We start from the raw sequence: 12,995 nt of genomic DNA, 5'->3' as shown, positions 1-12,995 counted from the left end.
GATTTATGCCACACTGGCAAGCTGTCGTCTTGATCAAGGAATCGCATGCGCCGCCGCCCGTCTTCCACCGCTGCCCCGGCGGCGACCGTGTCCCGCACGGCGCTGCTGACGCTCGCCGTGGGGCTGGGCGTCACGGGGGTGCTGTCGGCCGGCGTGGCCGCCCTGGAATACGGCAAGATGTCGCTCGGGTTCCAGCAGCGCGCCAACCTGCGCGTGGCAGCGATCCGGCGCGGCCTGGATGACGCCATCGAAGTGCTGACGGTGACGAACCAGCTGTTTCGCACCTTGCCGCCGGAAAGCGTCACGCGCGAGCAGTTCGGCGGCTTCACACAACCCCTGCTGCAGCGCTATCCCTTCATCCATTCCTTCACCTTTCACCGCCTGGTGTCGCATGCCGACCGCCCGGCGTGGGAAGCGGCGGCCAGCCGCCTGCGCCCGGGCGTCACCATCGCCGAGGTGCATGACTTCCGCTTCGGCGTGGCCGCCGAGCGGCCGTGGTACAACGTGACGGACTATTTCGAGCCATTCGACCCGCGGCGGGAAGTATTTGGCCTGGACGTCGGCACGCTGTCGGAAACGCGTGTCACCATCGAGCGCATCCTGCGCACGGGCCGGCCCGCCGCGACGGCGCTGATGAAGCTCGACAGCAAACCCGGCCTGCCGCAAACCTTCGTCATGATGATGCCCGTGTACCGGCCCGGCGCGCCGCTGGAAACGCCCGAGCAGCGCCACGCGGCGTGGGTGGGCGACACGGCGGCCATGATCCATGCGCCTCAGCTGGTGCACAAGATCCTGCACTCGGCGGGTCTGCTCGACGAGGCCCACCTGGGCCTGCGCGTGTACGCCGGCAGCACGGGCAGCGCCGAACGCATCCTCGTGCATGCCAGCGGCGCCGATGGTGGCGCAAGCCCGGCGCCGCACTGGCTGGACCGCTGGTACCACGACCGCGAAACCCGCTCCTTCGACGTGCTGGGCCTGACATGGCGGGTGCAGGTGGCGGCCTCGCCCCGCCCCTTCCTGGCCGACCACCTGGGTTCCGTGTCGACGCTGGTGGGCGGCGCCCTGTTCAGCATCCTGGCCGCGCTGCTGATGCAGACCCTGGCGCAGCGCTCGCGCCGGGTGCAGTGGCTGGTCGAGGCGCGCACCTTCGACCTGCAGCGCAGTAACGAAAAGCTGAACGCCGACGTGGCCGCGCGCAAGCGCACCGAGCGCGCGCTGCAGGAAAGCGAGCACCGTTTCAAGCGGCTGCTGGCCCTGTCGTCGGACTGGTACTGGGAACAGGACGTCAACTTCTGCTTCACCAGCATCACCAACGGCTTCTTCGACAAAGGCCGGCTGGACCGGGCCGACTACATCGGCTTCACGCGCTGGCACAGCTACCCGGCCATGCAGCACACGACATGGGGACGCCAGCACATGGCGCAGCTGGAAGCGCGCCTGCCGTTCGCCAATCTGGAATACGCCATCACGGGCAAGGACGGCGTCACGCGCTGGTTTACCAGCAACGGCGAACCGGTGTACGACGCCCAGGGCGAGTTCCGCGGCTACCGGGGCACGGGCAGCGAGATCACGGAGCGCAAGCTGGCCGAGCAGCGCATCCAGCATATCGCCCACCACGACGCGCTGACGGGCCTGCCCAACCGCGTGCTGCTGCAGGACCGCCTGGCCCAGGCCGTGGCCTATGCCAACCGCAGCGGCCACCCGCTGTGGGTGCTGCTGATCGACCTGGACCGCTTCAAGTTCGTCAACGACAGCCTCGGTCACAAGGCCGGCGACCGGCTGCTGCAAACGGTGGCGGCGCGGCTGCAGGCCTCGGTGCGCGAAAGCGACACCGTGGCGCGCCTGTCCGGCGACGAATTCGTCGCCATCCTCAGCGAATACCCGGAGGAGTCGCTGTCCCCGGACGTGGTCGGGCGCATCATGCGCGCGCTGGCCCCGCCGGTGGACCTGGAAGGCAAGGAGTTTTTTGTGACCTGCAGCATCGGCGTGGCCGTCTACGACGGCCCGGGCGGCGACGCCGGCCAGCTGATCGAGCATGCGGATATCGCCATGTACTCGGCCAAGAAGCTGGGCCGCAACTGCTACCAGTTCTATCAAAGCTCGATGAACGACGCGGCCCAGGAACGGCTGCGCATCGAAAGCGCGCTGCGCTCGGCGCTGGAACGGCAGGAATTCGTGCTGCACTACCAGCCCCAGCTCGACCTGGCCGGCGGCGCCATCGTCGGCGTCGAAGCGCTGCTGCGCTGGCAGCACCCGGAACTGGGCATGGTGGCGCCGCAGCGCTTCATCGGCCTGGCCGAAGAGACGGGCCTGATCGTGCCGATCGGCGCGTGGGTCATGCGTACCGCCTGCGCCCAGGCAAGGGCGTGGATGGACGCGGGCCTGGGCCCGCTGCGCGTGGCCGTCAACCTGTCGGCACGCCAGTTCGCCCAGCGCGACCTGGTGCAGTCCGTGGCCCGGGTGCTGGCCGACACGGGCCTGCCGCCGCACCTGCTGGAACTGGAGCTGACGGAAAGCCTGTTCGTCGACGACGTGGCACAGGCCGTGACGCTGCTGCACCAGCTCAAGGCGCTGGGCGTGGGCTTGGCCATCGACGATTTCGGCACCGGTTACTCGAGCCTTTCCTACCTGCGCACCTTCCCCATCGACGTGCTGAAGATCGACCGCAGCTTCGTCGGCCAGATCGCCGTCGACACGGATCAGGCGGCCATCGTCATCTCCATCATCGCGCTGGCGCACAACCTGCAGCTGAAGGTGATCGCCGAAGGCGTCGAGACGGCCGGGCAGCGCGACTTCCTGCGCGCCCACGGCTGCGACGAGGTGCAGGGCTATTTCTTCAGCCGGCCCGTGCCTGCCGGCGAGGTGGCGTCCCTTTTGCCCGCCCTGCTGGCGGGCGCTCACGAACAGGACGGCGTGGCAGCCGAAGCGCCCCTGTGAGGCCCTACTGGCCGCGCTTCCTGGTCTTCGCTCCATGCAGCGCCAGCCGCGCCGCCTTGCGGTCCTTGGCCTGCTCGAAGCGGGCGATGCGTTCGGGCGTATCGGGCACCAGCTCCGGCACGGCCACGGGCTTGCGGTCCTTGTCGACGGCCACCATCGTGAAGTAGCAGCTGTTGGCATGCCGCACCAGGCGCTGCTGGATGTTCTCCGTCACCACGCGGATACCCACCTCCATCGACGTCTTGCCCGTGTAGTTGACCGAGGCCAGGAAGGTCACCAGCTCGCCCACGTGGATCGGCTGCAGGAACATCACCTGGTCGACCGACAAGGTCACGACGTAGCTGCCCGAATAGCGGCTGGCGCAGGCGTAGGCCACGCTGTCCAGGAACTTCAGGATGGTGCCGCCGTGGACGTTGCCGGAGAAGTTTGCCATGTCCGGCGTCATCAGGACGGTCATCGTCAGCTCGTGGGCCGACCAGTGCATTGCGCTTTCCATAGTGCCTTCCAATCGAAAATAAAAATGTTCTCCCAGGCATTCTAACCTTAACAACTGGCGTGCCGTGGCGTATCCTTGCCACGTTCGCAACATTGAAAGGGTATGCACCATGCAGTGGAAAAAAGTCGCGGCCGCCTGTGCCGGCCTGGTCCTCGCGGCCTCGGCGCAGGCCGCCTTCACGGCCGACCAGGTCAAGTCGTTCACGCTGCCGAACGGGATGAAGTTCATCGTGCTCGAGTCCAGCACGATCCCGAACGCGAATATGTACACGTTCTGGAAGGTCGGCTCGCGCAACGAAGCGCCCGGCACGACGGGACTGTCGCACTTCTTCGAGCACATGATGTTCAACGGCTCGAAGCACTACGGGCCGAAGATGTTCGACCGCACGATGGAAGCCAGCGGCGGCAGCAACAACGCCTACACCAGCAGCGACGTGACGGTGTACCAGGACTGGTTCCCGGCCTCGTCCCTGGAGACCATCTTCAAGCTTGAAAGCGACCGCATCGCCCACCTGACGATCGACCCGAAGATGGTCGAGAGCGAACGGGGGGTCGTGCTGTCCGAGCGCAGCACTGGGCTGGAAAATTCCAATGTGCGCATGCTGATGGAAGACCTGAACAGCGTGGCCTACAGCGCCCACCCGTATTCCTGGCCCGTGATCGGCTTCGAGTCCGACATCAAGGCGTGGACCCAGCAGGACCTGGTCGACTACTTCCGCACCTACTATGCGCCCAACAACGCCGTGGCCGTCATCGTCGGCGACGTCAAGGCCGCGCAGGTGAAGACCCTGGCGGGCAAGTACTTCGGCGCGATTCCGAAGCGCGCCCTGCCCCCGGCCGTGAAGACGGTGGAGCCGGAACAGAAAGGCGAGCGGCGCCTGTTCGTCGCCAAGCCGTCGGCCACGTCGGCCAACCTGATGGTGGCGTACAAGGTGCCGCAGGCCGACCATGCCGACCACTACGCCATCGACGTGCTGCAAAGCCTGCTCACGGAAGGCAAGACCTCGCGCCTGTACAAGGCCCTGGTGGAGCAGCAGTTGGCCACGTCGGTGGGCGCCGACACGACCGACGGCTTCGATCCGGGCCTGCTGTACGTGTTCGCCGTGGCGGCCAACGGCGTCGATGCCGACAAGGTCGAGAAGGCCATGCTGGCCGAGCTGGATAACGTCGTCCGGAACGGCGTGACGGCGCAGGAACTGCAGAAAGTGAAGAACACCAAGCTGGTCAACCTGTACCGGCTGCAGGAGACCATCAACGGCAAGGCCCAGCAACTGGGCAACTACGAGGTGTTCTACGGCGGCTACGCGAACCTGTTCGCGGCGCCGGCGGCCTACGAGAAGCTGACGCCGGCCGATATCCAGGCCGTGGCGGTGAAGTACCTGAAAAAATCCCAGCGCACCATCGGTGTGCTGGCGGCGAAGGAGCAATGATGAAAGCACTGACAACCGGTGGCGCCCTGCTGTGCGCCGCTTCCCTGGCCAATGTGACCGGCGTGGCCGCCGCGGCCGAATTCAAGCTGCCCCCGTTCGAGACGACCAGGCTGCCGAACGGCCTGACGGTGCTGCTGATGGAGCGCCATGAAGTGCCGCTGATCGCCGTGCGTGCCGTCGTCAAGGCCGGTGCCGTCAACGACGGGCCGCAGGCCGGGCTGGCCAACCTGACGGGCGACGCCATCCTTCTGGGCAGCGCGCGCCACAACAAGGCCGCCATCGACGAAGCCTTCGACTTCCGCGGCGCCGTGCTGGCCGGCGGCGGCGGAGTCGAGCAGACCACCGTGCAGGCAAACTTCGCCAAGGCCGATGCCGCCGCGCTGCTGCCGCTGTTCGCGGAGATCGTCCAGCAGCCCAGCTTCGACAACACGGAGCTGGACAAGCTGCGCACGCGCAAGGTCAGCGGGCTGAAGCAGGCCAAGGAGAGCCCGCGCCAGGTCGCCGGCACGTATTACCGCAGCATGCTGTTCGGCAGCGGCGCCTACGCCAATCCGGCCGGCGGCACGGTGGGCAGCCTGCAGGCGCTCAAGCAAGACGACGTCAAGGCCTTCCACGGCCGCTACTTCCGGCCGGATAACGCGGCCATCGTCGTCGTCGGCGACTTCGATCCGGCCGCGATGAAGCAGCAGATCCAGGCCCTGTTCGGCCAGTGGCGTGCCGATGGGGCTGCGCCGCAGCGCTTCGATTACGGCAAGCCGCTGACGGACAAGGCTAGAGTCTGGCTGGTCGACAAGCCCGACGCCATCGAGACGACGTTCCTGATCGGCGGCGGCGGCATCGCCCGCAACGATCCGGACTACGTGCCGCTGCAGGTGGTCAATACGGTGCTGGGCGGACGCTTCACGTCCTGGCTGAACGACGAGCTGCGCGTCAACTCGGGCCTTACCTACGGCGCCAACAGCGCGTTCTCGCCGCTGTCGCAGGCCGGCACCTTCGCCATCTCCAGCTTCACGGCACTGCCGAAGACGGAAGCGGCGCTGGACCTGGCACTGAAGACCTATCAAAGGCTGTGGGACAAGGGCATCGACAAGGCCACGCTCGATTCGGCCAAGGCTTACGTGAAGGGCCAGTTCCCGCCCCGGTTCGAGACGAGCGAGCAGCTGGCCAGCCTGCTGGGCGACATGTACGCGCTGGACATCCCGCGCAGCCAGATCGACAACTTCATGCGCGACGTCGACGGCCTGACGCCGGAGAAAGCCAAGCAGCTCGTCGACAGGCACTTCCCCCGCAACAACCTGCAGATGGTCCTTGTCGGCAAAGCCAGCGAAGTGCGCAAGGTCGCCACGAAATACGGCGAAGTCACCGAGCTCGACATTACCGCCGACGGCTTCCGGCCAACGAAGTAAGCGCGCACCGACACCGGATTCGGGGCCGGGCCCCTGATTCGATGTTGCCTGAAAACCGGTGTCAGACACCGTTTTCAGGTCACTGCCTCAAGGAGCGGCGATGGCAGCCATGAATTTGCCGTCCGATACCGGTCTCGATCTCGAAGCAAGTATCGGACACCGATTCAGAGCGATATCGGCGGCCTTGCATGACCGCGCCTGGTGAAGGATTACTGCTCTTGGGCGTCGATGTCGGCCAGCGTCTCGCGGCCCTTGTCGGTGACGGTGTAGCCCGCTTCGATGGGGGCGATGTGGGACTTTTTGCCGAGGAAGGCGGCGACGTCACCGTCGAGCTTGGCGGTAGGGTCGGCGGCCAGGGCGCGCAGGCTGAGGATGCAGCGGCGCAGGAACAGCAGTTCCTTGCCCTTGTCCGTCAGCGACATATGGCCGTTGCGGGCGATCGACAGCAGCTTCAGGCCGGACAGGCGTTTCGTATTGCGGCCGACGCAGGCACTGGGGCGGCCCGTGATGCCACGCGCGACTTCGGCCAGCGCGTTGTACTCATCGGTACTGAATTTTTCGTTTTTCATTCTTGCTTGATCCATGATGGCAGTTGCGGCCATCATGGTACGCGCAGCCGGAGGCGGCGGCAAGCAAGGCGGGACGCTTTCCCGCGCAGGGCGGGCGGCGCCATGGGCAGCTTACTTCAGCGCGCGCACGGTCAGCCACAGCAGGCCGACACCGGCAACGATGCCTGCCCAGGCCATGCGCACCTGGTTCATCCGGCCACGGCGGCCCAGATAAATTTTGTTGTGTAAGGAATTGCCCATAGTGGTCTCCCAATAAAGTTCTATGGCTCATTATAAAAATAGTTCAGTGACGGCCTTGTGACAGCCAACACAAAAACAACGAAATACATCTTTGCAGCAACACTTATTTCATTAAAGCAATGCTGCGACAGCCCCGGCGCCGGCTTGTTACGATGGTCTTATATTTTCCACCACAGACCAGGAGTCCACCATGAGCCAAATCAGCGTTTCCACCACCAACGCTTCCGGCCAACCGACGCAACCGGACGAATCCGAAAAAGGCCGCCACATGATCAACGAGCCCGACATCGGCAGCGGCGAAAAGACGCCCGGCGAACGGGAGACGGAAGAACAGATCCGTCAGATCTCGCCGAATCGCCAGAGCGACCCATCGCGCGAACCGGCCAAGCCCTGAGCCGGACCGCCGCCCGACCGCCTCAAGCCTTGATGGGCGGCGGCGGCGCCGTCGGTTCGCTGACCGGCGGAATCTCGCTTGGCGGGACGTCGCTGGGCGGCGGCATCGTCGGCGGGTCCTGCTCCGGCGTCGGGGTATCCGGGTCCGGCGTGATATGCGCGCGAATCGCGGATTCGCCTCCCTGTACCACTGCGTTTTGCTCGGCGTTCATATCCATAACGATGCTCCTCCATAAATGTTGACAAAACCTTAGCATTTTTTTTTGCAAGCTGGCGCAGGCTTCGGCCCTGCCCGATTTTGCTGCACACCGGCCTTCCAAGTCGACGTCCCGACGCACACCGTGGCGTGCCGGCAGCGCCCGCCAATCTCCCTTACACTGGGCTTTTTCGCCACAGGAGTCCAGCATGAGCACCCGAGGCTTTACCGGCCGCCGACCTGGCGCCGATGCCGCCCGCCGCCTGCCGCCGGGCCAGTACGAAACCCGCGACTTCCCCGTACTGTCGCTGGGGCCGGCCCCCGTCATCGACCTGGCCCAATGGCGCTTTACCCTGCGCCACGGCGCCCGGCCCCTGGCCAGCTGGACGTGGGAACAGTTCCAGGCCCTGCCCCGCACGCGCTGGCAAGGCGACATCCACTGCGTCACGACCTGGAGCAAATTCGACACCGAGTGGGAAGGCGTCACGCTCGACGACCTGCTGCAGGCGGCCGGCGTGGCAGCGCCCACGCCCTACCTGCTGGCCCAGTCCTATGACGACTACGACACCAATGTGCCGCTGGCCGAGCTGGCGGGCGGCCGCGCCATGATCGCCACCCATTTCGGCGGCCAGCCGCTGACGGCGGAACATGGCGGTCCCGCGCGCCTCCTGGTGCCGCACCTGTATTTCTGGAAGAGCGCAAAATGGCTGAAGGGCCTGAAGTTCACGGCCCGGGACGAAGCTGGCTTCTGGGAGCTGCGCGGCTACCACATGCACGGCGACCCATGGCGCGAGCAGCGTTTCAGCAGCGACGACTGAAGGCGCCGCGATGACGACACCGGCCAACGACGGCAACTGGCGACGCGCCGTCATCGTGCGTATCGAGCCGCGCACGCCGGGCATGCGCAGCTACTTCCTGCATGCGCCCCTGCTCCGCCACGTGGCGGGCCAGCATGTCGACGTGCGCCTGACGGCACCAGGCGGCTACCAGGCCCACCGCAGCTATTCGATCGCATCGAGCCCCGGCGCGGCCGATATCGAACTGGCGATTGCGGCGCACGACGACGGCGAGGTGTCCGGCTGGTTCCACGATGTCGCGGCCGTGGGCGATACCTTCGACGTACGCGGCCCGCTGGGCGGCCATTTCACGTGGGACGGCACCCAGCACGGCCCGCTGCTGCTGGTCGGCGGCGGCGCCGGCATCGTGCCCCTTGTGTCGATCGCCCGGGCCTGGCGGGCGGCAGGCGGCGGCTCGCCATTGCTCGTGCTGCACTCCGCCCGCGAGGCCAGCGCGCTGGCCTTCAGCGACGAGCTGGCGGCGTTGGGGAACCATGGCTGGGGCCAAGGCAGATACGTGACGGCCACCACGCGGGGCGCCCCGCTGCCCGGGGGTTTCGGGCGCCGCATCGACGCGGCCATGCTGGACCAGTTGCTGGACGAGTGGGGCAATCTGCCCGTTACCAGCTACCTGTGCGGCCCGACGGCCTTCGTCGAAGCCATGGGCAAGCTGCTGGTGGCGCGCGGCCTGCCGGCCCGTTCGATCCGCACGGAGCGCTTCGGCTGACGGGTGTCAGCCGGCGGCGTCACTGGCCAGCGGCGCGGCGGTCGTGCGGGCGGCCAGCAGTTCCAGGATCTGTTCGACACTGACGGGTTTGACGAGGTGGGCCGCGAACCCCGCCTCCAGGGCCAGGTCGCGGTCCTTCTGCTGGCCCCAGCCGGTGACGGCGACCAGCACCGTGCGCGACAGCCCCGGCAAGGCGCGCAGCGCACGCGCCAGGTCGTAGCCGTTCAGGTAAGGCAGGCCGATATCGAGGAAGGCGAAATCCGGCGCGAAGGCCTCGGCCGCGGCCAGTGCCTGGGGACCGTCGTGGCAGATGTGCACCGTGTGGCCCATCGTGCGCAGCAGCGCGCCGATGGCGTTGACGAAGTCCAGGTTGTCATCGGCCAGCAGGATGCGGAAAGGCCGGCCCTGCGCCAGGCCCGCCACGACTGCCGGCGCCGCACCGTGCACGCCCTGCAGTACGGGCAAGGTGACGATGAATTCGCTGCCGGTGCCCGGCCCGGCGCTGCGCCCTTCCAGCGAGCCGCCGTGCAGCTCCACCAGCCGGCGCGCCAGCGACAGCCCGACTCCCAGTCCGGCCGACGTGCGCTCGAGCGAAGCATCGGCCTGCACGAACATGTCGAACACCCGCCCCAGCATCTGCGGCGCGATGCCGATGCCGTTATCCGACACGGCGATGCGCAACTGGCCGTCGTCCGTCACCTGGGCCGCCAGCGCCAGCCGGCCGCCCCGGTCGGTGTACTTGGCTGCGTTGTTCAGCAGGTTCGACAGCACCTGGGCCAGCCGCGTGGCGTCACCCAGCACGTAGACGCTTCGCTCCGGCAGGCTCACGCTGATGGCATGGCCCTGGGCATCGATGAATGGCCGCACGATTTCCAGCGCATTGGCCACCACGGCCTGCAATTCGACCTGCTCGTGCCGGATCGTCAGCTTGCCCGTATTGATGCGCGAGACATCGAGCAGGTCATCGACCAGGCGCACCATCTGCTTCAACTGGCGCTCCATCACGGCACGCGCCCGCTCGGTGGCGGCCGGATCGCTGCGGTTCAGGCGCATGATGTCCAGGCCCGTGCGGATCGGCGCCAGCGGGTTGCGCAGCTCGTGCGCCAGGGTGGCGAGGAATTCGTCCTTGCGCCGGTCGGCCAGCAGCAAGGCCCGCTCGGCCCCCTGGCGCACCGTCATCTCGTGTTCCAGGGTGCGGTTGGCATCCTGCAGCGCCGACGCGCGGCGCTCCACCTCGGCCAGCATCTTGTTGAACGCGCCCACCAGGGTGCCGATCTCGCCGCTGGCCTGCTCCGTTACCCGCAGCGAGAAGTCGCGCTTGTGCATGACGGCGCGCGCCACCTCCGTCACGGCTTCCAGCGGGCGCGTGATACCCTGCTGCAGCCGGCTGGCGACGATGGCCGCCAGCAGCAGGCTGCCGAGCGTGACGCCGCCCAGGATGATGGCGTAGCTGGCCAGCCGGTCCAGCAGGCGGTAGCGGGCGCTGAGGAAGACCGTGCCGACGATTTCGCCGTTTTCCACGATGGGGTGATACACCACCATGCGCCCGCCTTCGATGGCATGGCCGGCCGGGCCGGGCCGGCTGGGAAAGACGGGCGTGGCCAGTGCCGACTGGGCATACGCGGCGAACATGGCGCCGTTGGCGCCGTAGATGGCACCGGCCTGGATCTGCGGGCGCACCCGCAGCAGCGCCAGGTTCTGCCGGGCCGCACCGGGGTCGTTGAAGCTGATGGCGGGCGCCGACACGGTGGCCACGATCTCGGCCTGGGTGGTCAGGTCGTCCACCCAGTTCTGCTGGAAGGTGGTCAGGTCGTAGATCAGCATGCTGACCGACATCGTCACCAGCGCGACGAACGTGGTGGCCAGCGCCATCACCACCAGCTTGGCGCGCACCGTATGGGGCCGCAGCCTGCGCAACACTCAGTTCCCCTTCTGCACGTGGTACGCCACCGACAGCAGGCGCGAACTGAGGCGGATGTTGCTGCGTTCGGCCGCCGGCAGCGAGACCTCGAAGCGGATGCGCTCCTCGACCAGCCGGAAATTGATGACGGCGCCCTGCTGCAGGCCGTTCTCGTCCTCGGTGACCGTCAGCACGCCGCCTTGCGCGGCACCGCGCAGGGTCTGCAGGGGCCGCTCCGCATCGGCGCCGACGAACAGCATCTGCATGCCGGCGACAGGATCGCCGTCGCGCAAGGTGCGCACGGTGACGGCGCGGCCGTTGACGGTGCGCCCGGCCGTCAGCCGCGTCACTTCCGCGGCGACATCGTCGGCCCCCAGCACGCCCACCACCAGCGGCGCGCCCGCCTCCAGCGGCGCGGCGAATTCGACGTAGCCGAGGAATTTGAACAGGTAGGCAGCCTTGACGCTGCGTTCCAGGCTGGCGCCGGCGACCGGCACGGAAGCTGCCTGCGGTGCGGCCCACGTGCCACCCACGGGGCTGCCCAGGCCCAGGGCCAGCAGCAAGGCGGCGGCGCAGCGCAGTGTTGGGAAGGTTCTCATCATCAGTACCGCACCGTGAGCTTGACAGCGAGGGCGCGCCGGACGACGCTGCGGTTGGGCGCGGCGCCGAATTCCACGTGCGAGCGGTGCAGCAGGTTCTGGGCGGCCACGGCCACGTCCACGTTGGGCCGGGCCTTCCACAGCCACTGCGCATCGAGTTCGTAATACGATGGCACGGCGGGGCGCGCCAGCGCGGCCGTGTAGCGCAAGGTCCAGTCCAGCTGCATGGCGTGCGGCAGGTCATGCGAGGAGCGCAGCTGCCAATAGCGCTCCGGGTCGCTGGTGGCCACGCCGAGGGTACCCCGGTTGTCCCGGCTGCCGGGCAGCAGGTGCGAGCGCACGCGCTGCAGCACCAGGCCGGCGTTCAGCCGCCAGTGCTCGCGCGCCTGCCAGCGGGCCCACATCTCGACGCCACGCACATCGCCCGCCGCCATGTTGCGAATCTCCAGCAGCCCACTGTAGGCCGGGCCGTTGACATTCGGCTCCTGCGTGCGCAGGCGCTCGTAGCTGGCGTAGAAGGCCGTGGCCGAATACGACAGGGCCGGCGTCGGCGCCATGCGCCAGCCCAGTTCGGCCACGCGCGCCGTCTCGGCCTGGAAATCCGGCCCGCCGCCGACGGTGTACCGGGGCACGTTGCCCACCAGCGTGGGGCGGGCCGGAAAATAATAATCGCGGTCGATGCGCGACGGCGCCCGCACCGTGCGCGACAGGCTGGCCCACAGCAGCCGGGTCGGGCTGGCCGTCCACGCCAGCCGCAGGTTCGGCAGGTATTCCGCGCCAGTGTAGTTGTTGTGCTCGACCTTCAATCCGGCCGTCAGGCGCAGGTCCTCGTGCAGGGCCAGCTCGTCCTGGGCGAACACGCCCGTCCAGTGCATCGAACGCGTCGACGGCAGGAAGGCATAGGCGCTGCTGGGCGTGACGCGGTCGCGCGCATGGCGGTAGCTCGCGCCCCACGTGATGTTGTGGCGCCCGGCCACGCGCAGGCTGTGCTGGGCATCGAGGTCGACGACGTCGAGCCGCTCGATAAAGGCAAATTGCTGGTCGCGCTCGGCGTGATCCAGCACCAGCTGAAGCCGCAGGTCCGAGTCGTCGGACAGCTTGCGGGTCAGGCGCGCCACCAGATTGGCGCCGGACAGGGGCGCGTCGGGCTGGCCCAGCTGCGCCAGGTCGGTGGCATACACGTCGCCGGACACGGTCAGGCCGCCCAGCGGGCGGTCCCAGTCGGCGCGAAAGCCGGCCTGGCGGCGGCGCAGGCCGGAACCGTCGG

Annotated in this window: 13 protein-coding genes; 6 read left to right on the top strand and 7 right to left on the bottom strand. The window is 67.6% G+C overall.

Features of this window, described 5'->3' with window-relative positions; genetic code table 11:
• Window positions 1-45: 45 nt before the first annotated feature.
• Entirely contained in the window at window positions 46-2,937 is a 2,892-nt protein-coding gene (locus GM672_RS08775) for a bifunctional diguanylate cyclase/phosphodiesterase (protein WP_155470148.1), read from the top strand.
• Window positions 2,938-2,941: 4 nt separating this feature from the next.
• Here GM672_RS08775 and GM672_RS08770 read toward each other — a convergent pair whose 3' ends face one another.
• Window positions 2,942-3,433, bottom strand: coding sequence for an acyl-CoA thioesterase (locus tag GM672_RS08770; RefSeq protein WP_371867046.1), 492 nt, complete (start codon window positions 3,431-3,433; stop codon window positions 2,942-2,944).
• Window positions 3,434-3,542: 109 nt separating this feature from the next.
• Between GM672_RS08770 and GM672_RS08765 the strand changes: the two genes are divergently transcribed.
• Window positions 3,543-4,862 (top strand): M16 family metallopeptidase, encoded by a 1,320-nt coding sequence (locus tag GM672_RS08765; protein WP_155470147.1) that lies wholly within the window; start codon window positions 3,543-3,545, stop codon window positions 4,860-4,862.
• Window positions 4,862-6,268: a M16 family metallopeptidase gene (locus GM672_RS08760; protein WP_155470146.1), complete on the top strand. Its 1,407-nt coding sequence runs from the start codon at window positions 4,862-4,864 to the stop codon at window positions 6,266-6,268. The genes GM672_RS08765 and GM672_RS08760 overlap by 1 nt, the downstream gene beginning before the upstream one ends.
• A gap of 209 nt (window positions 6,269-6,477) precedes the next feature.
• Here GM672_RS08760 and GM672_RS08755 read toward each other — a convergent pair whose 3' ends face one another.
• Window positions 6,478-6,837, bottom strand: coding sequence for a hypothetical protein (locus GM672_RS08755; RefSeq protein WP_155470145.1), 360 nt, complete (start codon window positions 6,835-6,837; stop codon window positions 6,478-6,480).
• Window positions 6,838-6,948: 111 nt separating this feature from the next.
• Window positions 6,949-7,077, bottom strand: a complete 129-nt coding sequence (locus GM672_RS29535; RefSeq protein ID WP_260098769.1) for a hypothetical protein — start codon at window positions 7,075-7,077, stop codon at window positions 6,949-6,951.
• 190 nt (window positions 7,078-7,267) lie between these two features.
• Here GM672_RS29535 and GM672_RS08750 point away from each other — a divergent pair, with 190 nt between their 5' ends.
• A complete protein-coding gene (locus GM672_RS08750; protein WP_155470144.1) occupies window positions 7,268-7,471 on the top strand; it encodes a hypothetical protein in 204 nt (67 codons plus the stop codon).
• A gap of 22 nt (window positions 7,472-7,493) precedes the next feature.
• Here the strand turns inward: GM672_RS08750 and GM672_RS08745 are convergent, their stop codons facing one another.
• Window positions 7,494-7,688 (bottom strand): hypothetical protein, encoded by a 195-nt coding sequence (locus tag GM672_RS08745; protein WP_155470143.1) that lies wholly within the window; start codon window positions 7,686-7,688, stop codon window positions 7,494-7,496.
• 187 nt (window positions 7,689-7,875) lie between these two features.
• Here GM672_RS08745 and GM672_RS08740 point away from each other — a divergent pair, with 187 nt between their 5' ends.
• Both GM672_RS08740 and GM672_RS08735 read left to right on the top strand, forming a co-directional pair.
• Entirely contained in the window at window positions 7,876-8,484 is a 609-nt protein-coding gene (locus GM672_RS08740; protein ID WP_155470142.1) for a sulfite oxidase-like oxidoreductase, read from the top strand.
• A 10-nt stretch (window positions 8,485-8,494) separates the two neighbouring features.
• Entirely contained in the window at window positions 8,495-9,229 is a 735-nt protein-coding gene (locus GM672_RS08735; RefSeq protein ID WP_155470141.1) for an FAD-binding oxidoreductase, read from the top strand.
• A gap of 6 nt (window positions 9,230-9,235) precedes the next feature.
• Here GM672_RS08735 and GM672_RS08730 read toward each other — a convergent pair whose 3' ends face one another.
• The 3 genes from GM672_RS08730 to GM672_RS08720 form a co-directional block, all read right to left on the bottom strand.
• Window positions 9,236-11,149: a sensor histidine kinase, YfiR-like protein-associated gene (locus GM672_RS08730; protein ID WP_155470140.1), complete on the bottom strand. Its 1,914-nt coding sequence runs from the start codon at window positions 11,147-11,149 to the stop codon at window positions 9,236-9,238.
• Complete coding sequence (locus tag GM672_RS08725) at window positions 11,150-11,731, bottom strand: TOL_0243 family YfiR-like periplasmic protein (protein WP_155470139.1); 582 nt, start codon at window positions 11,729-11,731, stop codon at window positions 11,150-11,152.
• The coding region (locus tag GM672_RS08720; RefSeq protein WP_155470138.1) for a TonB-dependent receptor plug domain-containing protein at window positions 11,731-12,995 on the bottom strand (1,265 nt) is incomplete at its 5' end. The genes GM672_RS08720 and GM672_RS08725, both read right to left, overlap by 1 nt.

This window comes from Pseudoduganella buxea (assembly GCF_009720835.1).
Classification (GTDB): Bacteria; Pseudomonadota; Gammaproteobacteria; order Burkholderiales; family Burkholderiaceae_D; genus Rugamonas; species Rugamonas buxea.
The sequence above is the reverse complement of the archived record's forward strand: the minus strand, read 5'-3'. Positions and strand labels throughout refer to the sequence as shown.

Bases quoted from the DNA above. Each gene is read 5' to 3' on its own strand.
- GM672_RS08735 (WP_155470141.1), top strand. From the start codon at position 8,495: ATGACGACACCGGCCAACGACGGCAACTGGCGACGCGCCGTCATCGTG.
- GM672_RS08750 (WP_155470144.1), top strand. From the start codon at position 7,268: ATGAGCCAAATCAGCGTTTCCACCACCAACGCTTCCGGCCAACCGACG.
- GM672_RS08740 (WP_155470142.1), top strand. From the start codon at position 7,876: ATGAGCACCCGAGGCTTTACCGGCCGCCGACCTGGCGCCGATGCCGCC.
- GM672_RS08765 (WP_155470147.1), top strand. From the start codon at position 3,543: ATGCAGTGGAAAAAAGTCGCGGCCGCCTGTGCCGGCCTGGTCCTCGCG.
- GM672_RS08760 (WP_155470146.1), top strand. From the start codon at position 4,862: ATGAAAGCACTGACAACCGGTGGCGCCCTGCTGTGCGCCGCTTCCCTG.
- GM672_RS29535 (WP_260098769.1), bottom strand. From the start codon at position 7,077: ATGGGCAATTCCTTACACAACAAAATTTATCTGGGCCGCCGTGGCCGG.
- GM672_RS08745 (WP_155470143.1), bottom strand. From the start codon at position 7,688: ATGGATATGAACGCCGAGCAAAACGCAGTGGTACAGGGAGGCGAATCC.
- GM672_RS08755 (WP_155470145.1), bottom strand. From the start codon at position 6,837: ATGAAAAACGAAAAATTCAGTACCGATGAGTACAACGCGCTGGCCGAA.
- GM672_RS08725 (WP_155470139.1), bottom strand. From the start codon at position 11,731: ATGATGAGAACCTTCCCAACACTGCGCTGCGCCGCCGCCTTGCTGCTG.
- GM672_RS08770 (WP_371867046.1), bottom strand. From the start codon at position 3,433: ATGGAAAGCGCAATGCACTGGTCGGCCCACGAGCTGACGATGACCGTC.
- GM672_RS08775 (WP_155470148.1), top strand. From the start codon at position 46: ATGCGCCGCCGCCCGTCTTCCACCGCTGCCCCGGCGGCGACCGTGTCC.